The sequence below is a fragment of the Porphyromonas sp. COT-290 OH860 genome, from assembly GCF_000768935.1.
GTDB lineage: Bacteria > Bacteroidota > Bacteroidia > Bacteroidales > Porphyromonadaceae > Porphyromonas.
Genome location: NZ_JRAR01000019.1, coordinates 24,642 through 46,256, shown reverse-complemented (window position 1 = coordinate 46,256; position 21,615 = coordinate 24,642). Strand labels below are relative to the sequence as shown.

The window sequence follows — 21,615 nt, the reverse complement described above, 5'->3', positions numbered from 1 at the left end:
GGACCTAGGGGCCTATGCAGCAATATGCACAAATGTATTATATATGTCGCATTTGAGCAAGCACATATCTGTCGAGATGGATCGCTCTGTTGGATTCATTCAAGATTAAGGGGCTGTTGCAGGATTTGTCTTTGCAGCAGCCCCTATAAAGTGTGCCAGAATGCTTATTCTAGCATATCATCAGTTTACATAAGTATGATAGATTACCCTAGCGCAGTACTACCCTATGCGCCATGCCGTCCACTAGGAGCAAGTAGATACCACGCTCTAGATGCGACACATCTATGCGCTTGTTTGCACCTGTCCTGGCCTCTAGGACTACACGCCCTACCAGATTGAGCAGGCGAACCTGCTTGGCTGTATCTGCATTACCTCCTATTATGATATATGTAGAGGCGGGATTGGGATAGATGCGCAATGAGGAGCGACTGACCATGCCGATGGCAGTGTCTTGCTTGATGCGCACCTCAATCTTGATGTCACCCTTGACGACAAACTTGTAGGGTGCCACAATAATATTACCATTGACTTTTACTTCCTCGACGATATACCCTCTCTCTGGCTTCACCTCTAGCTCTAGTTCTGTTTCGTAAGGCACCCGATTTAGGTCGTGATTACCCTTGATACGTACCGTGGCATGTTCCACCTCGGGCAGAGTCACCACATAGACTTTCTTCGTGAAGATGCCGACGACCTCGATGCTGCTCTTGACGGTAATGCGTTTAGTCTGCAAAATATCTTCGCCACCAGCGGTGAGTGAGGTCAGTTCATGCCCCTCGCCATTTGCTGTCACTACTTGCAGCTCTGTGCCGTAGGGGACAGCAGAGAGATTATTCGCTCCCGTGAAAGTAATTGAGCCCTTGCCCTCTACTCGGTGGCTCACTCGGAAGACCTTTTTGCGGAATGTGGCTCGTACCGTAGTATGCGCTTCTGCTCGGAATCGCTTGCTCTCCGTGATGTCTTTGCCGCTGGCTGTAAGCCTCTCTAGCTCGTAGCCCTCCTTTGGTGCCACCAGTACGATGAGCTCGGTGCCGTCCTCTACTGCGTTGAGGTCTTCGGTGCTCTTGCCTTCAATAGAGATGGTACCGCCCTCTCCCTGCTCGAGAGTAATCTTATATGTGCGCTTTCTGAAGGTTGCCTTGACAACCGTAGCTTCTCGTACNGCCCTCTCCCTGCTCGAGAGTAATCTTATATGTGCGCTTTCTGAAGGTTGCCTTGACAACCGTAGCTTCTCGTACGACGAACTTGCGGTTAGCCATTATATCTACGTCATTGGCTGTAAGGGTTGCCAAGTCGTAGCCCTCTTGTCTTGCTATGGAAACAGTAAGCTCAGTACCTTCCTCTACGGCTTTTAGGTCCTCGGGTGACATACCCTTGATCCTGATGCGTCCGCCCTCTCCCTGCTCTAGTGTCACTGGATAGCGTTTGATCTCAACGGGCTTTTTGCGGAATGTGGCTCGTACCGTGGTATGCGCTTCTGCTCGGAATCGCTTGCTCTCCGTGATGTCTTTGCCGCTGGCCGTGAGCCTCTCTAGCTCGTAGCCCTCCTTTGGTGCCACCAGTACGGTGAGCTCGGTGCCGTCCTCTACTGCGTTGAGGTCTTCGGTGCTTTTGCCTTCAATAGAGATGGTACCGCCCTCTCCCTGCTCGAGAGTAATCTTATATGTGCGCTTTCTGAAGGTTGCCTTGACAACCGTAGCTTCTCGTACGACGAACTTGCGGTTAGCCATTATGTCTACGCCATTGGCTGTAAGGGTTGCCAAGTCGTAGCCCTCTTGCCTTGCTATGGAAACAGTAAGCTCAGTACCTTCCTTTACGGCTTTTAGGTCCTCGGGTGACATACCCTTGATCCTGATGCGTCCACCCTCTCCCTGCTCTAGTGTCACTGGATAGCGCTTGATCTCAACGGGCTTTTTGCGGAATATGGCTCGTACCGTGGTATGCGCTTCTACTCGGAATCGCTTGCTCTCCGTGATGTCTTTGCCGCTGGCTGTAAGCCTCTCTAGCTCGTAGCCCTCCTTTGGTGCCACCAGTACGGTGAGCTCGGTGCCGTCCTCTACTGCGTTGAGGTCTTCGGTGCTCTTGCCTTCAATAGAGATGGTACCGCCCTCTCCCTGCTCAAGAGTAATCTTATATGTGCGCTTTCTGAAGGTTGCCTTGACAACCGTAGCTTCTCGTACGACGAACTTGCGGTTAGCCATTATGTCTACGCCATTGGCTGTAAGGGTTGCCAAGTCGTAGCCCTCTTGCCTTGCTATGGAAACAGTGAGTTCGGTACCTTCCTCTACGGCTTTTAGGTCCTCGGGTGACATGCCCTTGATCCTGATGCGTCCGCCCTCTCCCTGCTCTAGTGTCACTGGATAGCGTTTGATCTCAACGGGCTTTTTGCGGAAGGTAGCCACGACTTTGGTATCGCCTTGTACAGTGAATTTGCGGCTCTGTGCAATATCCTTGCCATTGGCTGTGAGTGTCGCGAGTTCATAACCCGTATTGGGCTCTACGGTAACGCTTACCTCTGTGTTTGCTCGAACATGAGTAGGGTCTGTAACAGACAACCTAATCTGCCCTTCGCTGCGATCAAACTCAGTTGTGATCGTGTAGAACACGACTTCTTCTGGGTCGCCCTCGTAGTTGTCTTGGAAGCCATTTTCTCCATAAAAACCGATAATCCAACCCTTGTCCTTAGCTTGCTTTACAAGCGACTTGCTAATCCGATTGCCTTCGGGGATTGGTTCTATTGTAGCTCTTATATAGATGCGTCCATTCGTTTCGTGGTCGAAGTCATTTATATCACTGCCCGGGGTGTAGCGTGGTAAGCTCCCAATAAATCTAGTCATGGCATCTAGACTGAGGCTGTTGAAGATAAAAGATGCCGAGTAGATGCTGCTGTTGGGGTTGAGCTTAACCTCATTTAGCTTATTGATATGAGCGGATATAAATTTTGCTGCCGAGGTTGTGGATAGATCTAATGCAGCTAGCTGGTTGTTTGTTATCACTAGCGTTTTGTATCTTATAGATCCTGCTGTGAAACGGGTCAATTGGTTGTGGCTGGCATTCAATCTTATTCCATAGTCCCCTGTATTGTTGACTCGGCTCATATCAAGGCTGCTCAATTTATTGTTGTTGAGCTCCAAACGCCATAATTCGGGTGTTTCTTCTACCTCAAACTGCGTTAATCCTATATTGGGCACCTCTACCTCCCTCAACTTTGGGCAACGCCTTAGACTCAGGCTCCCAATCTCGCTCTGCGAACACTTGATGACGGATAGTTTAGCTAAATCGGCGACCTCTAGACGAGGCAATTTCACTCCTTCTAGGTCGATCATAAAAAGCTCATTCTGGCTGGCAACGTCCAAAGATGGTAAGGAGATATTTTGTAGGTTTAGTGAAATAAGAGGGGAGTTGGGACTGAGATTAAGTCCCGTAATCCCAACTTGACTAAGAGATATGACAGATAGCTTATTATTGCTAGATAGATCGAGTACTTGGTTTAGTCTAGGGGCATTGGTGATAGTCAAAGAAACCATGTTAGGGCTGTTGGATACATCGAGGCCGACTAGGGACTCGACATTTTCAATGCCAAGACTGTACGTTCGGTAAATACGGATCTTGCGATCTTTGAGGCGTAGATAAAACCATGGATTGGTACCTATGGCGCCTTCTTCTTGTCTGACTAACTCTGCTCCCTCGAAAACGGGCTTGCGTGATCCCGGTCCGGTACCAAGACGAATGGCAACCTCCGAGTCTATTGGGCTGTCAAAAGTTAGCACGCTGTATTCGTGCTCGTTGGATTGGGCTAAAGCATTTAGATTCGTCAATACGAGTAGGCATAGAAGCAATTTCCAGCCCTGCCATAGGAGTTGCAAAGCCTGCGTTCGGCTTAGCCGTAGTAATTGTTCGTTCATAGATCTTGGGATATTTGATATTATATGAGTGAGTATTCTATTGCCCTTGATATGAAAAATGCAACCTCTCCCTCATAATAGTCTATGCGACGAGGAGGAAACCCTATTCTGTTTGTCGTAGAGGGTTCTTCTTTTGCTTGATCGAAAGGTGTACAGTCTATCTAAGGGTTGCGCTTGCGCCTAGGCTAAGGGATTTTTAGAGAGCCAATCGATTGTTGTCGTTATATTGTTAGTCGCTCTACAAATGTAATTGTTTTCTTTGATTTATGATTTAAGTGTTCGAGAAGGTAGGTTCTTATATCTTAGTTAGTTCTATCGTGTGGCATCGCTGTATGTAGGGTGGATATGTATGCTTTGTACATGCGTTTCGCCTTGGCAGTGGCAGGCAGCCCATAGCGCCATCACAAGCTCGGTGTATTTGCGGAGTGATCTTTGCACTTTTTGTGTTAAGGACTGTAAATGATTTTCCCTCGAATTTGGGCCGAGATTCGGGGGCATTGAGGGAAACTGTCCAGTCTTGCAATCAAATTGATGGGAACATTTTTTCGGATTGGTGGGATAATCCGCTATGATGTGTCCTACAATACCCCGAGATTGATGGGAAGAAAATCAGGCTATGGCGACACGAAAGTCTAGAAGTGTAGCACTCTTATGTTTTATATTGTTGATAATTAGTGGTTTGTCTTTGGCTTGTTTTAGGTGAAGATTTTCATGCCACTAGTAGGAGATCCCCAAAAAGAGGTTGGACGCAGCCTAGAGCCTGCTAGGAGGCAAATACGAGGTCTCTACTTTTGGGCAGCTACCTCCAGTGTTTCCCCATAAACATTCTGAAAAGTGAACGAAAATATAAATTTGGCGGTATCGCCCAACTCGTCATCATAATGTGTAAATTGCAGGGGCAAACCATCATGATGTTCACTCGGTTGCGTGGACCTCTACCATGTAGCAAAGAGGGAGTATATCGGATAAGATAAGGCAATGTTTCGGTACTCTAAAGCGTTGTAGAGGCAAACCCTCGACTGTTTGGTATGGTTTTTGATAAGAGTTATACGCAGATCATGCGTGACAATAAATAGATAAGTTTCGACGTAAAAGATGACATACAACTATACAAACACCCTCCGTCTAGCTCTAGAGCTCACATACGCAGAGGCTCGACGGCTCGGGCGAGAGGAGATTAATCCCGACTTGCTTGTTTGGGGGATCCTCAAGCAGGGGCAAAATCGAGGCGCCAGTCTACTCAGAGATAGTGGGCTGGATTTGGAGGATTTGCTCGGCAAGATCAGCCATAGGCTCGAGGCTGACGATGAGGCCAATGGGCATTGGGAGCAGGAGCCCTCTCTGAGCCAGCTCTCACGCCGAGCGATTGCTCTATCTACTCGCCTAAGTCAAGAGCTTAGTGAGCAGGCTGTCAGTCCCTTGCACTTGTTGTTGGCAGTCCTTAGGACGGACAAGCACAGCTATCTCAATGAGGTGTTTATGTCCAAGTCTATCGATATACAGAGTCTACTAGCCCCTATTATGCGCTTCGATCAAGACGACTTCGACGAGGACGAAGACGATCAAGAGGGCGAGGGTAGGGAGGTGTCGTCTGCGACCTCGGCACCCGAGGCGCCGAGCAAGGGCAAGAGGCGAGGCGGAGATACCCCTACGCTCAACTCCTTTAGTCGAGATCTGACGGCTCTCGCAGAGGCAGGCAAGCTAGACCCCGTAGTTGGTCGTACAGCCGAGATCGAGCGTATGGTGCAGATCCTCTCTCGGCGCAAGAAGAGCAATCCCGCTCTGATTGGTGAGCCCGGTGTGGGTAAGACGAGCCTTGTGGAGGGACTGGCCCAGCGCATCATCGCTAGAGCTGTACCAACTAAGCTCCTCGGCCGCCGTATCCTAGAGCTGGATTTGGCCGCCATGCTCGCTGGCACCAAGTATCGTGGTCAGTTTGAAGAGCGCCTCAAAGCAATGATGAAGGAGCTGGAGGCTCACCCCGAGATCATCTTGTTTATTGACGAGATCCATACGATGATGGGGGCTGGTGGTGGTGGCGGTACTATGGACGCTGCCAATATGCTCAAGCCCGCCCTCTCTCGTGGCGAGATCCAGTGCATCGGCGCCACTACCCTAGGAGAGTACCGCAAGCATATAGAGAAAGATGGGGCTATGGAGCGACGATTCCAGAAGCTGATCGTGGAGCCCAATACTGCTACCGAGACACTCGAGATACTCAAACAGCTACGTCCTCGGTACGAGGAGCACCACGGAGTGCACTATACCGATGAGGCGCTGGAGGTAATGGTAGACTTGGCGCAGCGCTATCTGACAGATAGGGCCTTCCCCGACAAGGCAATCGACCTGATGGACGAGGCAGGGGCAAAGCTAAGCCAGACGATACTGCCTCCCAATAGTGAACTAGAGCAGCTGGAGCAGTCCAAGAAGCAAGCCATAGAGAGCAAGCTAGAGGCTATACGAGAGCAGAAGTTTGAGCTCGCCGCTAGCTACCGCAATCGAGAGCGTGAGCTGGAGGTGGCTATCGAGGCTGCACGAGATCAGTGGCGACGAGAGCTCTCCCAGATGCAGACCGATGTGACGGGCGAGCATATCGCCAGCGTCGTGTCTACGATGACAGGTATCCCAGCAGAGCGTGTGAGTGGTGGCGAGCTAGAGCGTCTGAGGACACTAGAGCAGAAGCTCAAGGCCAGTGTCGTGGGGCAAGATGTAGCCATTGCCAAACTTAGTAAGGCTATCAGACGTAGCCGTCTGGGGCTAAGAGATGAGCATCGCCCTATTGGTAGCTTCCTGCTCCTTGGCCCTACTGGAGTGGGTAAGACCTATCTGGCCAAAAAGCTTAGCGAGGAGCTATTCGGTTCGAGCGAAGCGATGATACGTGTGGATATGAGCGAGTATATGGAGAAGTTCGCCGCTAGCCGTTTGGTGGGGGCGCCTCCCGGCTATGTCGGCTATGACGAGGGTGGTCAGCTCACCGAGCAAGTACGCCGTCGCCCCTACTCGGTGGTGCTTTTTGATGAGATTGAGAAGGCTCACCCAGATGTTTTCAATCTATTGCTACAAGTGATGGACGAGGGTGTCCTTACCGACAACGAGGGGCGTAAGATAGACTTCCGCAATACGGTAGTCCTTATTACCTCCAACGCCGGCTCTCGTGAGGCTAGAGCTTTCGGCCGTGCTATAGGGTATCAAGACGAACACGCCTCGACCAACCGCTCTGGCGATATTATGCGCAAGGCGCTTAGCAAGACCTTCAGCCCAGAGTTTCTCAATCGCTTGGACGATATTATTGAGTTCTCGGCACTTGACAAGGCTGCCATTCGTCAGATCGTCCAGCTTGAGCTCGACAAGGTGCGCAAGCGCCTCATTCATGCGGGCTATGATGTGAGAGCTGACGAAGCAGCCCTCGATGCGCTCGGTAGACTTGGTTATCAACCCGAGTATGGAGCTAGGCCACTGCGCCGCATCATACAGCAGGAGGTAGAGGACAAGCTGACCGACCTCATCTTAGATGGCGGAGCTACTTATGGCGATGTACTAGAGTTGAGCGTAGATGAGGCGGGAGGTATCGTCCATAGTATAAGTAAGTCAAGTAAATCTGCTCCTTGCGATGAAACAACCTCTGGTGAGTGAAGAGCAACTACAGGAGATGCTTGCTGATCTAGATACTAGGCGGCAAGCATTCTCTATGATAGTACAGATGTATAGCCAGCAGATCTACTGGCAACTCAGGCGTATGGTTTATAGTCATGAGGATGCCAATGATTTGGTGCAGAACACTTTTTTCAAGGCTTGGGAGGCGATAGACGGGTTCCGTGGAGATGCCAAAGTGTCTACATGGCTCTACCGCATTGCGCACTATGAGGCGCTTAACTTCCTCAAGAAGCAGAACCGAGAGGGTGAGTGCTTCGTCGATCTAAGCGATGAGGAGCGGGCTCGCTTCCTTATGGCTCGCCTACAGGCCGATCCTTACTTCGATGGCGACGAGTATGAGCAAGCCTTCCAGAGGGCTTTGGTGAGCTTGCCAGAGAAGCAGCAACTGGTCTTTCGCTTACGCTACTACGATGAGATGCCTTACGAGGAGATCGCTAGGATTACGGGTACGAGCCAAGGCGCACTCAAGGCCTCGTATCATCACGCCAGTCGCAAGATAGCTGAGATGCTATCGAGGGAGGATCTTTAGCTTTGTAGTTAGTTGGTTAAACCTTGCTTCGTCTAGGTTGTCTATCCTACTACAAACCCAATAGCAGCATTGAGCACAAGAGTAATGGATATAAAAGAACAAAGTCATAGGCAGTACGATCTGCCCGAGGCCAAAGCCTCTCAAAAGCACTACACTACCCCAGACGGATATCTAGATGGTCTGGCGCAGCAGATTATGGCTGCTCTGCCAGAGCAAGAGGTGAGGCCTGCACAGCCCGTCGGCTGGTGGGTCAAAGCCAAGCCAATCATCTATCTAGCGGCGAGCTTCGTAGGGCTGTACTACGGCTTCAAGGCAGTCAATTCATTTACCCCCGAGGCTCGAGTAGAGCAAGTCGCCCAGCAAGTGGCAGACGCAGGAGTACAGACAGAGGACGATTATTGGCTCTATCTACAAGACTACAGCGAGTCGCTCGGAGAACTTGAGTTCGAACCCACCCTTGAGGGCGACTAGACTAACGGAAAATCAACCACCAAAAACGAAAAGTAATGAAACAGACACTGTGGATCATATCCGTCTGCCTCTTCTTGTGTATAGGCAGCGCCTCGGCTCAGGACGACAAAAGACCCAGCCGAGAGGAGATAGCGAAGGCTAAGAGAGCCTACCTCGTCGAGCAGCTTTCGCTCGATGACAAGCAGGCCGATGGACTGATGGAGGTACTCAATGAGCTAGATGAGTTGCGCTTCAAGCTATGGCAGGAGGAGCGTGAGGTAAGGCTCCGTATTCATCGCCGAGATACGACGCTCACCGATGACGAAATGCGCCTGCACTTTGAGCGTAGCCTAGATAATCGTGTACGTGAGGCAGAGCTAGAACGTGTGTACTACAAGAAGTGTGCTGCCGTCCTCCCTATTGAGAAACTCGTTCGACTCGAGCGGCTCAATAAGCGATTTACACGCAACTACTTCAAACATCACAAGGCTAGCCGTGCTCAAGAGAAGGCACTACGAGGCCATCGGGACGTTCAGATCCAGAAAGCGAGGCAAAGACGAGCCGCTGATAGGGAGCTAGAGCGCAGGCATCAAAACCAACACTAGGCCTTTTTTGTTATCTTTGAGCGACAACAAATAATTATTTATAAATAGAAAACTAACCTAATGAGTATTTCAGCAAACAAGTTCGTAGCTTGCACCTACGAGCTATACGTAGGCGACGATAACGAGCGTGAGCTCATGGAGGAGGCAACTCTAGAGCGTCCACTCGAGTATATCCACGGTATGGGCATGATGCTCCCAGAGTTTGAGAAGAATCTATTCGGCCTTAACGCAGGCGATAGCTTCGACTTCGTCCTAACGAGCGAGCAGGCTTATGGCGATCATAGCGAAGAGAACATCATGGATCTGCCTAAGGAAATCTTTACCAATGAAGACGGAGAATTCGACTCTGTACGTGTTGTAGAGGGCAATACCCTCCCTCTCTACACTCCGGAAGGTCAGACCGTGATGGGGACTGTCGTGGAGATCAAGGACGAAACGGTCGTTATGGACTTCAACCATCCTCTAGCTGGCGAGACGCTACACTTCATCGGTAAGATCGTAGAGGAACACGAAGCGACTAGCGAGGAGATCGAGAAGTTCTTCGGTGGACAAACTGGTGGCGGCTGCGGTGGTGGCTGTGGCTGCGGAAGCAAGGACGAGGAAACAAGTGGTGGTGGATGCTGCGGTGGCGGTTGTAGCTGCTAAAGCAATCTCCTAACTCATACGATACAATAAGAGCTACGCCAGAGGTTGAGATAAGACCTCTGGCGTAGCTCTTATTTATATATTCAGTACGGTTGGTAGGGGCGAGTGGATTACTCTGCCTGCATCTCAAGTGCTCTGCTACGGCTACGGGAGATGTTGATGTAGTACACCCAGCAGGTTGCTATGAAGTACACACCGGCTTGTATCCATAGAGCCTTAAACTCGAATGCCACCTCCGAGAGCGTTGCGCCCATGTTGTTCATCTTGACGAAGCCGTTGATCCCCATGGTTGATGGGAATAGATAGGAAACATACTTCCAGAATGGAGCAATAGCTGCCCCCGGCCAAGAAATACCAGAGATGAAAAGTAGCGGAACGGAGGTGAATACAAACAGCAGCATACAGGTTTCTCGGTTGCGTACTAGGGCAGAAGCTGCCATAGCAAAGAAGATGCAAGCCAAGAGATAAGGCAAGGCGAAAAGCAAGAGGTCGCTTGCTTGTCCGATCTGTACCAGGCTAAATATCCGAGGTACTACCCCCAATACATAGAATGAAACAAGCATATAGACGAGGAAGTAGCACAGAGATTTGCCGAGTACTACTCTCAGCGTCCCAGAGTAGTGGTCGTCTATGGGCACTAGATCGTGGTGCTTGCTCCGCTCTTTGGCCGTCCCTGCCGAGAGGCCTACACCGAGCAGCAGAGTTTGCTGGATAATCAGTATCAGCACCGCTGGCAGGAGGAATGAGGCAAAACCACCCGAGGGGTTGAAAATGGGTACTTCTTCGTAGGCAATAGGGTAAGCGGTCAGTTCGTCCTGACGGGCGGTGGTGTTGCTGCTTCGCTCTATTTTGATTTCACTATTCATCTCAAGTGATACGGCGGTATTGGCCAATACGATGCTCTTGTAGTACAGCAAGCCGCTCATGTCGCAGTAGAGGCTGATTGTAGCTTGACGCCCCAAGGCAAGCTGTGCATCGAAATCTCGAGGAACGTAGATGATGCCGTATGCATCGCCTCTGCGAAGACTCCGCTGTGCCTCTTGCATATCGGCACATTGAGCCACGATCTCTACATCTGGCGTAGCATCTACTCGTCGCAGATAGTCACGGCTAGTGGCACTTAGGGACTCATCGACCACGACGGCTGGCACTTCCCGAACTACTTCGTTGTTGTAGATGTAGCTATATAGTAACGGATAGAGCAGAGGTACGACCACGAAAAATATCATTACCCCCATGTCCTTGTAGGTCATCTTGGTTTCTGCGACGAATACGAGGAGCAGATCTCGCAATCCTTGTACGGCTCTTTGCCATAGGTTCCTATTATCTTTCATTATGGCGTATATCTATAGTGGAGTAATGCTGTTTTGAGTCGCCCAAGTATAAGCAGTGGCAACAGAAGGAATAGCAAGAGTGCGACGTAGTGAGGCCACGAATAGGCGAAGCCATAGCCATGCAATGCCTCGTCTACATAGATGAGGAAGTAATGGCGAAGAGGAAAAAGTATGCTGAGGGCCTGAATAGCGCCCGGCATAGCCATCACAGGAAACGAAAAACCAGATATGGATATTGAGATCACCCCCCATAGCGAAGCCAGACTGAGGCCAAGGCGTAGGGTAGGGAAGATCGCAATCATGACGATACCCAAGGCTTGTGAGGCTAAAATGAGGCATAGGGTAGCTAGAAGCATGGGGACAATGCCACTCTGGCAGGGAAAGCCTAGATAACCGTATAGGTAAACATTGTAGAGTATCCCCATGAGCATAAAGACAGCCGTCTGCGGGAGGAGCTTACCCGTGAGGGCTGTCGCGATGGAGCCATTGCTCGCCTCGAGCCAAGCCTTAGCCGTCCCTCCCTTGATCTCCATACCAATACCTGCCACAGTCACCATCATGATCAAGAGGCATAGCACTGCTGGTAGCAAGATGTTGGATAGATAGATCGAGTAGTTGAGCCACGGATTGCCTAATGCGTGCGTATCTATAACGATCGGGCGTAGATATGCCATAGCTTCGTCCTCGCTAGCCCCCTTGGCATAGAGTACTGACCGACTTGCAGCACCGGAGGTCAATTCTCCAAGCATCTTCATATCTCGGAAGAGCAGTGAGCCTGCGATGAGGTATGAGTAGTTGGTGTAGAAAGATACCGTTGGTTGCTTCTGCGTCTGTGCCTCTGCGGATAGTCCCTCTGGCAGGAGGAAAAAGCCGTATATCTCCCCTCGCTGTACAGCTCTGCGAGCCTCGCTTACATTGGCGTAGTGTGCGATGACTTCGGTCTGTGGCATCGCATCTAGGTTGCGTGCCACACGTCTAGAGAGAGCAGTGTCGTCTAGGTCTACGATGCCTGCTGGCAAATTCTGAGGTAGCCCTTCGTCCATCAGTGTGGTGAAGAAGACATAGCAGAATAGCGGAGCGATCACCATACAGAATAGATACAGCGGCCGTGAGGTGAGAATCCTCCATTCACGCTGCATAACCTGCCATAGTGAGCTCCGAGTCTTGGTCGTGGACATTGCTAGCGATTGATGATGACAGACATTCCGGGCCGAAGATCCTTGATCTGATGCATAGGAGTAGCCCGCACCTCGAAGGTCTTGAGGTCAAACTGACCCGTTGTCTTGGTTGCCTTCCAAGTAGCATAGCTGCCTAGATCCTTGATGTAGTGTACACGTAGTTTCACTTCTTGCAGCCCCAGTGCTGGGATATGGGCATCGAACTCGGCACCCATCTTGAGGTCTCGGAGCAGATCTTCGCGCACGTTGAAAGTTACCCACTGTTTCTCTAGCTGAGCTATATTCATGATCGGCGCACCTGTACCGACGAGCTCGCCGACTTTGGGGAAGATCTCCGACACCTCACCCGAGGCTTGTGCGATGAGATAGGTTTCTCTGATGTACGACTCTACCTCTGCCACGGCCCCCTTGGCACGGCTAACTAGTGCCGAGGCAGCGAGCTTGTCCTCTCGCTCGGCTCCATTGTAGGCCATCTTGTACTGCGCCTCGGCGGCACGCTCGGTAGCAAGTGCTGCATCACGTTGGGCGGTGATCTCGTCAAGCTTCTGTGCCGCTACGACTCCCTCGGCGTGTAGTTTGCTGATGCGTTGGTAGCTCTTCTCCATAATGTCGGCGCCGGCCTTGGCTTTCTGCCACATCTCATAGGCTGCTTGTATCTGTTCGCTACGTGCGCCCTTCAAGGCTTTGGCATTCTGTGCCTCGGCCGCTGTCTGAGCAGCTCGGGCTTGTTCCATCTTGGCTTGTACCTCTGGGGCCTCAAGTATGGCCAGTGTATCTCCGGCCTGCACCTGCTGCCCCTCCTCTACTCGAAACTCAAGGATACGCCCCGGTACCTTGCTCGATACTCTGTACTCATTGACCTCGGCTTGTCCTTGGATACTGTCGCTCTCCTTGCCGAGCATCAAGAAGCCAACAAGTGCTACAAGTGCTATGGTAGCTAGTAGTGATAGGAATGCCAGCAGTGTGTTGCGGCTCTGTGTCTGTGATGTCATAACTATGTTTATGTCTATTATTTCGTCAATGTTGCTGTTCTGTTTATAGTACTCCCAATACCTTCTGTAGATATACGTCCGTGAGTTTGACCTCGATTTGTGCGTCTATCTTGCTTGAGTGAGCCGATAGCCAAGCGGTCTGAGCCTCGAGTACGTTGCTCGTGGTGATCATACCCTCTTGGAAGCCAAGATTGGCATAGCGTAGGTTCTCCTCTGCTCGCTCCATATTCTTTAGGGCTAGAACTAGGCGCTTGTTGGCTTCTTTGACCTTCGATGCCGATTGAGCTACCTGTAGCTCGATCTTATCTCGAGCGCCCGAGAGGCGTAGGTCTGCGATGCGTGCCTCTGCCTTGGCGGCTCTTACCTTGTAGTAGCCTTGTCCCCAGTGCCAGAGTGGCACTTTGAGCATGACACCTAAGTTCCACATACCGTCAAACTTATTCTGGAAACCATTGAAAACCGAGGGGTTACTTACGATATAGTTGCCTACTAGTGCTAGCGATGGGAGATGCTCCGATCGGGCGATATTAACCTTTTGCTTGTAGATCTGTGTTGCCAGACTTAGGCTCTTGAGCTCCGATCTATTGGCTAGAGCTGTCTGCACGTTGATCTCGGTGTCGAAGCTGGAGAGGCGAATATCCTCCATATTTTCGTCTGCTAGGCGTATCTGGCTGTCTAGGCTGATGCCACACAGCTGGCAGAGTAGCATACGTGATAGGCTAAGACCGTCCTCTACCTTGGCCAGATTCATTTCGGCTTCATTGACCTTGACCTTGACGGAGAGTAAATCTGCCTTGGTTGCCACTCCCTCGGCTACTAGATGCGTTACGTCTTGCTCTAGTTTTTGTAGCAGTTTGTAGTAGTCCTCTGCCAACTTCTTCTTGTTGGACAGAGAGATAACCTGCCAGTAGGCCTGATCGGTACTGAGGATCACCTCTGCCATATCTGCCTTTTGCTGCTCGTGAGCAAGCGCCTCGGCGTAGCGTGTTATTTTGTTGTATGCACGTATCTTGCCTCCCATATATATAGGTTGAGTCAGGGTAAGCACTCCTGCATATATGTTGCGTGTATCGGTGCGAGAGTCCTCGACGATCGAAGCTCCGAGCTGATTGAGCTCTGGGGCTAATGCCCCTGCGATGAGCTGCTGTGCAGGGCCGAGTAGGGGCATTAGCTCCGGGTGCTTCATCAAGATACCCTTGAGGCGTGGGTCGTGTGCCATTTGCCCCAGCCTGCCAGCTAGGGTAGTCCCTAGGGTTGATAGGTTGTGCTTCTGTTCGTGGCTGAGCAGTACCGTCTCCTTTTGGTTGTGCATGTACGAGCCAGTAGCCGTGAGGCTAGGGAGGTAGTTGGTCAGGGCTGCTTTGCGCTCATTGCGGGCTGCTTCGATTTTCTCCTTGGCGATGCTCAGCTCTTTGTTATGCTCGAGGGCTAGTTTTCGGCAACTATCGGCTGTTAGCTCTTGCTGGGCGTGGCCTATCGAAGCTGTACATAGCCCAATCCCTAGGGCGATGATACTTCTTTTCATACGTTCTGTATTTATTTCGTTTTTTCTATTCCACGGACTCTTAGGCCCTTAATACAAAGGAAAAACAGGCTAATCAGAAAGACTGCCTGCACACGTGTGCAAATTTAGGTGGTTTTTACGGAATAAAAAACTTTTTTGTATTTATGTGCATCTCTCTTCTTCCCCTAGTAGCTTATCTTGGGGGAGGGACATTAGTGCTATGTCCCCTAGATCGCCTTGTGTGGGTTGAGGGTGCAAGGGACCAAGGTGGGCGTTTGGGAGCCAATAGCTCTCTTGAGCGCTGTGCCTAAACGAGTAAATACTTGCAGCCTACAAGCCCCTATCCCTATAATCTAAGTGCTATAATATCCCTCCGAGCCTATACAAGTTTAGATAAAATTTACCCTGATATGGTATGTCTTTGGAGGTAAAACTATGCGGTATTTGTGTATGGCTAGATTTATATTTTAGACCAGTTTTCAGAATGTTGATGGAGTAGTTCCAAATTGACAGAGCAAATAAGGGTAGGCGTCGCATTTGCCCCCTAGGAGGCTCCGTATTGCCCTCTAGGTGGTTTGCGCACTTAGCCCTCGTTTGGCCTAGATCGCTTGATGTGGAGGTTCTTTTTAATGTTTTGATTTTCAGTGTTATGTGGTTGGTTCTTGGGGTGAGTACCTGCATTGATGGCTCAATTTTGCATTTTTCTTCCCATCGATCTTCTAGGATTGGTGGGCACACCCTTGGAGATTAACCCATCAATCTCCAAAAATCTTCCCATCAATCTTGTTTGCTTGTCAGGTTTGGCTAATATACTCTTCCGCTCTTTGCATTCAATTCTTAGGTGATACGTTTACAGACCTTAACACTATTGGAGTAGGGTCGGAAGGAGGGATTGGATTTTGATTTTGTGTATATGATGCGCTTTTGTAGTGTATTTTTAATGTTTTTGATTTGCAGTTTGTTGGTTTTAATTTATATATTTGTCCTGTTTTAGTTACTAATATTAATTCTTTGGCTATTATGAAGAGAATCTTTACTAGCTTTCTGGCGCTGTTCCTTGCATCTAGTGCAGCTTTTGCGCAGAAGCAGAGCGTTAATAGCTCTGATGGGTTTGAGCTCAAGGCTCAAAATGTCAAGATCCCCGTTGTTACACAAGCGGCTGGGGAGCGTTATTTCGGTTATGCAGACGCAGATGTTGCCGATATTGCATACGTAGGTACTGGTCGGCCTATGGTTATCGCTGAGGCGATTAAAATCTCAGCGATGGGAGGAAATCAACTCAAGAAGATTCGTTTTAATAGCGGTCAAGAAGTTGATGGTACTATTTTCGTCCTATCTGCTAGTACGAACCAGCTCAAGTATGTCGAGAAACTTGCAGTCAAGAAAGGCTGGAATGATGTTGCTTTGAGTACGCCATTCACAATGGCTAACAATGAAGAGTACTACATCGGCTACCAAGTCAATGCAGCTGCCGATCCAAGACCTCTTGCCTTTGACAATAAAGTAGATCAGACCGCTCCCGGAGCTAATGTGATCATTTTCAGTAATGGCCTCTTTGATATGGCTACACCTCTTGTTGGTAGAGATGCCTTGCTTGATCTAGATGCAGCTGGTCTGAATTTTGGTAATGCCATGATTTTCCTTGAGATTGATGACAAGGTATCGGCGCTAGACAATGTTGCTTATGTGACCAAGCTTTCTCTTATTTCATCTGGGGATTTAGCTCCTAATACAGAAGCCAAGATTAAAGCTACCGTACGCAACGTAGGGTTTAAGCCACTTACAAGTCTTACTTTCACTACCAAGAGAAGTGCCAAATCTCCAGAAGTAGAGCAAAAAATAGGAGGGCTAAACATTGCTAAGGCTTCTACCGCAGAGGTGGAGCTAAAAATCAATACGGTAGCTCGTGGTATAGCTTTGGCATCTGCTAAGCTCGTCAAAGCTAATGGCAAGCCTTCTTGGTTCAGCAATCAGCCTCTATTGCCTTATCGTGTTGTTACACCTAATGGTGAAGCCAAGAGAACAACAATGCTTATCGAGCGTTTTACCACAGAGAAGTGCCCCAACTGTCCTAGAGTGGATCAGCCTCTTGCGGAGATGACACAGCAGCTACAAGGTTTCGGTATAGATGTCAGCTTCATTGCTCATCACTCTGGCTATCATACCGACTTCTTGACTGTCAATGAGTCTATAGAGCTCTTGCCATACGCTTTCAATAAGCAGAATCGTACGTACGCTCCTGCGTTCATGTTCAATCGTTTCCCAAGCCTTGACCCAACTAAGGACAATGGTGCCGAGCTAGCTTCTCTAGAAACTATGGAAGAGAGAGCTAATGCCGCACTTGCTTCTCCAGAACCCGTACAGTTTAGCCGTTATGCCAAGGTAGAGAAAGACGGTAAGGTCGCTCTCGAGGTAGAGGGCGTTACAGGTTATGTAGACCTAGACAACCTATATCTGACAGCTGTGATCACAGAGGACGGTATTACTGCTAAATCTCAAGCTGGTGCACCAGCTGGATATATTCACGACGGTGCGGCTAGAGTATTCATGACACCTGCCCTAGGTAAAATGATTACTCCTAATGCCGATGGTTCGTTCAAGATCACAACCGATGCAGTGGAAATCGACTCCGAGTGGAAGACCGAGAAGATGAAGATCGTATTCTTCGTTCACAAGAATATGGCATCTCCTCTGATCAATCAGCGACAGGTATATTCGTCCAAGACTATGGCCTTCAACAACTCAGGCTCGGCCGAGCAGCTACTAGGTGCACAGGCTCCTCGTATCTACGCTCACGACGGATATCTCGTGGTTGATGCCGATGTATCGGAGCTCGCTATCTATGACCTAGCTGGTCGCCTTGTAGGTAAGTCTGCGGACCGCAAACTAGCCAAGGGCGTGTATGTAGTTAAGGTAACCAATACCTATGGTACATTTACTCAGAAGGTAATCGTAGACTAGAGCTTGCATAAGCTCTCTGGGGCCACCTCTACAATCATTGAGATGTAAGGAAGGCGAGGAGAGTAGCGCAATGAATATAGGGGCTGTGGCAAATTAAATTTTGTTCACAGCCCCTTTTCTGTGCATCAGAATGCTCAGAATACAAAGATTGTGTCCGTTGAGAGTAGAGCGGTGTTTGCTCTAGCTATGCCGAGGCGAGTAGTCGTATACAGAGCGTAGTAGGATCGAGCACAGCATACCCGAGTAGGTGTCACCTTGAGCCGAAGCCGAACTCCGTGCAGAGCTTGTGGTACAAGCAACTTGAGCCGTTGGGATATTAGAGGTCGCGCCCTATTGACCTGAGCAGAGATGAGCAAGGGGCAGGGGATTGGTGTGGCATAACCTCTACCGACTACACCTATATAGATGGGGTGAATTGAGTATTTTTGCTTCGCTTAAAGTGGTACAAAACAATAGTAAGATGCAGCAGACACCAAGAGCAGAGAGGCTACATATCGTCCTCTATGGTAGATGTAATAGTGGTAAGAGTACTCTGATCAATAGCTGGACGGGGCAAGATATTGCCCTCGTGTCGGATACGCCCGGCACGACGACAGATCCCGTGGTCAAGGCTATTGAGCTCCCGCATTTGGGGGCTTGTGTGATTATAGATACAGCAGGCTATGATGACGGTAGTGGACTAGGGGAGCAGCGTGTGAGTCGATCGCTCAGGTCTATGGAGCAGGCTCATATCGCCCTCTTGCTCGTTGCAGCTCCTTTGGTCGCCCGAGGGGAAGATCTAGGCCTAGAGAGAGCTTGGCTACAAGAGCTCAAGGGACGTAAGATCGCTACGCTAGTTGTCCTTAGCCAGACTGACCGAGTCGAGCAGCCCGAGGTGCTCCTCGCTGAGCTTAGTACTCGTCTAGGCCTATCCGATATGCAAGCCCTAGCCTTGAGCGCACATACGAGAGAGGGCATTTCCCAGCTCAAAGATGCTCTGCCTCGTATGCTCCCAGAGGATTTTGGGAGCCAGACCATCACTCGAGGGCTTGCCGAACGAGGAGATGTGGTCGTGCTGGTAATGCCACAAGATCAGTCAGCACCTAAGGGGCGGCTAATCTTGCCACAGGTCCAGACCACACGTGAACTCCTTGACAAGGGTTGTACGATCGTCAGCTGTACGCCCGACACGCTTGCACATTCGTTGGCAAGCTTGGCTGTGCCTCCCCGACTCATCATCACCGACTCGCAGGCATTTCCCTCGGTCTATCCCCTCAAGCCAGAGGGGAGCTTGCTCACGTCCTTCTCCGTCCTTTTTGCCGCTTATAAGGGGGATATAGATTTATTTGTCGAGGGAGCTCGTGCTATTGAGAGGCTTACAGACCAATCTCGGGTGCTGATTGCAGAGGCTTGTACCCATGCTCCAGCGAGCGAGGATATTGGTCGAGCCAAGATCCCAGCCCTCCTGCGCAAGCGCTATGGGCAGTCTATGACGATAGATGTCGTGTCAGGTATGGACTACCCCGAGGACTTGGGGCAGTATGATCTCATTATCCACTGTGGGGCATGCATGTTCAATCGAGCACACGTTCTACGACGCATCGCCCGAGCCTCCAATCAGCAGGTGCCTATTACCAACTATGGTATTTGCTTGGCGTACCTCACGGGTATTTTGGATAAGATCAGCTATTGACGATACCCTGTCCTTGAGGTTGCCATAGCTGCTCTCGTACTACCTACTCCATATTATAGGTATGAATGCTAGACCCCTGAGCTGAGGGTAAGAAGTTGATGCCCCACCAGCATATCTGGAGCATGACGAAGGAGATGAGCAGCAGGACGAGCGCCTTGTTGTAGTCACGAGGACTAGCCAAACGATAGTGTATGTAGATTAGGTAAAAGAACCACGTCACCGCAGCCCATGTTTCCTTTGGGTCCCAAGACCAATAGTGCCCCCATGCCTCCTTAGCCCATACGGCACCCATGAGCATACCTAGACCAAGGAATGAGAGCCCGACGTAGACGAGATTGTCCGTTAGGTCGATCTCTCGCTCTTGCGTCAGACCTCGGCGGAAGAAGAGCAAGTAAATGGCCATCAGGAAGGCTGCTCCAAGCATGGCGTAGGCAAACATATAGCTGATGACGTGCGGGGCAAACCACGGGCTCTGCAGGGCTGGCATCAAGGTCTTGTTGTGTATCTCTGGCTTGAATATGTTGATGCAGATGAAGACAAACGACAGTACGGTGCCGAAGCTCAAGATCCACTTATACCGCCATCGTCCGTATGTGATTAGACCTGCCACAGGGAGGAATAGAGAGTACCACAGACGTGTTTCTCCCATAGTACGCATCGGGGGGCGATCCAGCGATATCCACATGCCTATGACGAAAGACAAAAAGACCAATAGCCCCGCCAGCGTAAAGCCATACACCCATAGAGCCCTTCGCTCTTTGGCCGCTCCGTATGCGCCTAGAGCCCATAGTATAGTTGCTCCTAGGCCAAAGTATGGTAGGTAGTCCCAAGTAATCATAGTGCCTCCTCCTTATCTTTTTTTCTTTGTGCGTTGATGAATAAGCCTATCGCCCCGAGCATCAGCATACCGATACCCACATACACGATTGGCAACCATGGGTCACGTACTAGCTCGAAGACACTCACATCGCTCCACCGTCCTTTGGTCTCGTCGTAGCTAAGCTGATAGATTTTCCACCCAGAAATCTTGATCGGGCGATTGACTTCGATAGTCCCCTCTGTGATTGTTTGCTCTTGGGTGTAGACTTTGACAAGTGAGGCGTATCTGCGTGGCTCACGCTCTGGCATTACTAGGCTGGTAAGCGAGTCTAAGCGTAGAGGCTTGTAGGGGAAAACGAAACTACCTGCACTGACCCATCCCGCTTTTCGCTCTCCAGTCTGTTTATTAGTAGCCTCGATGTGGGCTGCGTATGTGTCGCCCATAGAGTGGAAGTCTACGAAGCGTATCGTATCCTCCGTGACCATAGAGCCAGCCATCGGGATAGAGGCTGTGACCTGTATCTCCCATTCCAGTAGTTTCCCAGATGCTAAGCTGTCCTCTAGGGATAAATGCTGGGGATTGCCCTCTGGAAGCGTCTTGCCCGAGTCGTTGCTTATGACCATGAGCTTAGGGGGATATTCGTCGATCTGGAAATGTTCTAGCTCAATGGCTAGGGGTAGCTCCACAAGTTGGCCGCTCTCGTCTGTTGCCCTCCATTCGGCTTGCCCTATCTTACACGTCATTTTGAGTCGCTGCATATCGGCATTGCCTAGCACGCCAGCCACTAGAGCGATGATAAGGCCAGCATGATTGAGAAAAAAAGGTACTTGCCGCCATTGTCTGGGCCAACCTACACGTACCGTGGCCAGACATAGGGCGAGAACTAGCCACAGGTATAGGAGCGTGAAAGGCCACGAGGCAATCATCTGAGAGAATCCTAGGGGATCTACTGCCGAGTGCCCAGAAGGCATCTGTTTGGTAAGCCCCATGACTATGGTGATACCCCCGACCCATAGAAGAGAGGCTACGGCAGCTTGGTAGCTACTGAGCCAACGGAAGAGATGGATACGCCCCCGCAAGAGATGCATCGCCACGACGACTAGGACTAGGCCTATACCAAGAATAACATTGACGGGGAAGCTTATCAGCGACCAGTCGATACCGCCGATGCTTAGCTGGAGGAGAATGCCCGTGACGAAGAGCCCCAATCCGATGATTAGCCCTTCTCGATACCCCCATGGTTGCTGCCACATAGTAGAGAATAGTTAGTAACAGTTAATCAGAATGTGCCCACCTCTCGCCCTAGCTTCTAGGGTAAGTCTAGTGTAATCTGCTCTAAAGGTAACGTTTTGGTTCGAATTGGGCA

General features: G+C 50.2%; 16 protein-coding genes. 7 read left to right on the top strand and 9 right to left on the bottom strand.

Features of this window, described 5'->3' with window-relative positions:
- Positions 1-208 precede the first annotated feature (208 nt).
- From HQ41_RS02485 to HQ41_RS09925, 3 genes are all read right to left on the bottom strand, one after another.
- Positions 209-1,222 (bottom strand): T9SS type A sorting domain-containing protein, encoded by a 1,014-nt coding sequence (locus HQ41_RS02485; RefSeq protein ID WP_052405244.1) that lies wholly within the window; start codon positions 1,220-1,222, stop codon positions 209-211.
- Positions 1,113-3,905 (bottom strand): leucine-rich repeat domain-containing protein, encoded by a 2,793-nt coding sequence (locus HQ41_RS09255; protein WP_052405243.1) that lies wholly within the window; start codon positions 3,903-3,905, stop codon positions 1,113-1,115. Before HQ41_RS09255 ends, HQ41_RS02485 begins: the two co-directional genes overlap by 110 nt.
- A 312-nt stretch (positions 3,906-4,217) precedes the next feature.
- Positions 4,218-4,343, bottom strand: coding sequence for a hypothetical protein (locus HQ41_RS09925; RefSeq protein ID WP_255327507.1), 126 nt, complete (start codon positions 4,341-4,343; stop codon positions 4,218-4,220).
- Positions 4,344-5,000: 657 nt separating this feature from the next.
- Here HQ41_RS09925 and HQ41_RS02475 point away from each other — a divergent pair.
- The 5 genes from HQ41_RS02475 (at position 5,001) to HQ41_RS02455 (ending at position 9,788) form a co-directional block, all read left to right on the top strand.
- Positions 5,001-7,538 carry an ATP-dependent Clp protease ATP-binding subunit gene (locus tag HQ41_RS02475; protein WP_044187429.1) on the top strand — a complete coding sequence of 846 codons (2,538 nt, stop codon included), beginning with the start codon at positions 5,001-5,003 and terminating at the stop codon, positions 7,536-7,538.
- Positions 7,516-8,088, top strand: coding sequence for an RNA polymerase sigma factor (locus HQ41_RS02470; protein WP_044187427.1), 573 nt, complete (start codon positions 7,516-7,518; stop codon positions 8,086-8,088). Before HQ41_RS02475 ends, HQ41_RS02470 begins: the two co-directional genes overlap by 23 nt.
- Positions 8,089-8,172: 84 nt before the next feature.
- Positions 8,173-8,559 carry a hypothetical protein gene (locus HQ41_RS09250; RefSeq protein ID WP_052405242.1) on the top strand — a complete coding sequence of 129 codons (387 nt, stop codon included), beginning with the start codon at positions 8,173-8,175 and terminating at the stop codon, positions 8,557-8,559.
- A 35-nt stretch (positions 8,560-8,594) separates the two neighbouring features.
- Positions 8,595-9,143: a hypothetical protein gene (locus HQ41_RS02460; RefSeq protein WP_044187425.1), complete on the top strand. Its 549-nt coding sequence runs from the start codon at positions 8,595-8,597 to the stop codon at positions 9,141-9,143.
- A 60-nt stretch (positions 9,144-9,203) separates the two neighbouring features.
- A complete protein-coding gene (locus HQ41_RS02455) occupies positions 9,204-9,788 on the top strand; it encodes a peptidylprolyl isomerase (protein ID WP_044187423.1) in 585 nt (194 codons plus the stop codon).
- 110 nt (positions 9,789-9,898) lie between these two features.
- Here the strand turns inward: HQ41_RS02455 and HQ41_RS02450 are convergent, their stop codons facing one another.
- The 4 genes from HQ41_RS02450 to HQ41_RS02435 are packed head-to-tail and all read right to left on the bottom strand — an operon-like array spanning position 9,899 to position 14,817.
- Positions 9,899-11,122, bottom strand: a complete 1,224-nt coding sequence (locus HQ41_RS02450; protein ID WP_044187419.1) for an ABC transporter permease — start codon at positions 11,120-11,122, stop codon at positions 9,899-9,901.
- Positions 11,122-12,300, bottom strand: a complete 1,179-nt coding sequence (locus tag HQ41_RS02445) for an ABC transporter permease (protein WP_044187417.1) — start codon at positions 12,298-12,300, stop codon at positions 11,122-11,124. Before HQ41_RS02445 ends, HQ41_RS02450 begins: the two co-directional genes overlap by 1 nt.
- Before the next feature lie 2 nt (positions 12,301-12,302).
- Entirely contained in the window at positions 12,303-13,292 is a 990-nt protein-coding gene (locus tag HQ41_RS02440; protein WP_044187415.1) for an HlyD family secretion protein, read from the bottom strand.
- 43 nt (positions 13,293-13,335) lie between these two features.
- On the bottom strand, positions 13,336-14,817 hold the full coding sequence (locus HQ41_RS02435; RefSeq protein WP_044187413.1) for a TolC family protein: 1,482 nt from the start codon (positions 14,815-14,817) through the stop codon (positions 13,336-13,338).
- A 999-nt stretch (positions 14,818-15,816) separates the two neighbouring features.
- Between HQ41_RS02435 and HQ41_RS02430 the strand changes: the two genes are divergently transcribed.
- Entirely contained in the window at positions 15,817-17,757 is a 1,941-nt protein-coding gene (locus tag HQ41_RS02430) for an Omp28-related outer membrane protein (RefSeq protein WP_044187411.1), read from the top strand.
- Positions 17,758-18,217: 460 nt separating this feature from the next.
- Positions 18,218-19,429, top strand: a complete 1,212-nt coding sequence (gene hydF, locus HQ41_RS02425) for a [FeFe] hydrogenase H-cluster maturation GTPase HydF (protein ID WP_044187408.1) — start codon at positions 18,218-18,220, stop codon at positions 19,427-19,429.
- A gap of 43 nt (positions 19,430-19,472) precedes the next feature.
- On the opposite strand, the gene ccsA is transcribed toward hydF, so the two are convergent.
- Together ccsA and HQ41_RS02415 are read right to left on the bottom strand one after the other, a co-directional pair.
- The gene (gene ccsA, locus HQ41_RS02420) at positions 19,473-20,267 is read right to left on the bottom strand and encodes a cytochrome c biogenesis protein CcsA (protein ID WP_369794212.1); all 795 of its coding nucleotides are present in this window, start codon (positions 20,265-20,267) and stop codon (positions 19,473-19,475) included.
- Entirely contained in the window at positions 20,264-21,502 is a 1,239-nt protein-coding gene (locus HQ41_RS02415) for a cytochrome c biogenesis protein ResB (RefSeq protein WP_044187406.1), read from the bottom strand. The genes ccsA and HQ41_RS02415 overlap by 4 nt, the downstream gene beginning before the upstream one ends.
- Positions 21,503-21,615 lie beyond the last annotated feature (113 nt).

Excerpts from the sequence above, each read along its gene's own strand:
- HQ41_RS02475 (WP_044187429.1), top strand. The coding sequence starts at position 5,001 with ATGACATACAACTATACAAACACCCTCCGTCTAGCTCTAGAGCTCACA.
- HQ41_RS02470 (WP_044187427.1), top strand. The coding sequence starts at position 7,516 with ATGAAACAACCTCTGGTGAGTGAAGAGCAACTACAGGAGATGCTTGCT.
- HQ41_RS09250 (WP_052405242.1), top strand. The coding sequence starts at position 8,173 with ATGGATATAAAAGAACAAAGTCATAGGCAGTACGATCTGCCCGAGGCC.
- HQ41_RS02460 (WP_044187425.1), top strand. The coding sequence starts at position 8,595 with ATGAAACAGACACTGTGGATCATATCCGTCTGCCTCTTCTTGTGTATA.
- HQ41_RS02455 (WP_044187423.1), top strand. The coding sequence starts at position 9,204 with ATGAGTATTTCAGCAAACAAGTTCGTAGCTTGCACCTACGAGCTATAC.
- HQ41_RS02450 (WP_044187419.1), bottom strand. The coding sequence starts at position 11,122 with ATGAAAGATAATAGGAACCTATGGCAAAGAGCCGTACAAGGATTGCGA.
- HQ41_RS02445 (WP_044187417.1), bottom strand. The coding sequence starts at position 12,300 with ATGTCCACGACCAAGACTCGGAGCTCACTATGGCAGGTTATGCAGCGT.
- HQ41_RS02440 (WP_044187415.1), bottom strand. The coding sequence starts at position 13,292 with ATGACATCACAGACACAGAGCCGCAACACACTGCTGGCATTCCTATCA.
- HQ41_RS02435 (WP_044187413.1), bottom strand. The coding sequence starts at position 14,817 with ATGAAAAGAAGTATCATCGCCCTAGGGATTGGGCTATGTACAGCTTCG.
- HQ41_RS02430 (WP_044187411.1), top strand. The coding sequence starts at position 15,817 with ATGAAGAGAATCTTTACTAGCTTTCTGGCGCTGTTCCTTGCATCTAGT.
- hydF (WP_044187408.1), top strand. The coding sequence starts at position 18,218 with ATGCAGCAGACACCAAGAGCAGAGAGGCTACATATCGTCCTCTATGGT.
- ccsA (WP_369794212.1), bottom strand. The coding sequence starts at position 20,267 with ATGATTACTTGGGACTACCTACCATACTTTGGCCTAGGAGCAACTATA.
- HQ41_RS02415 (WP_044187406.1), bottom strand. The coding sequence starts at position 21,502 with ATGTGGCAGCAACCATGGGGGTATCGAGAAGGGCTAATCATCGGATTG.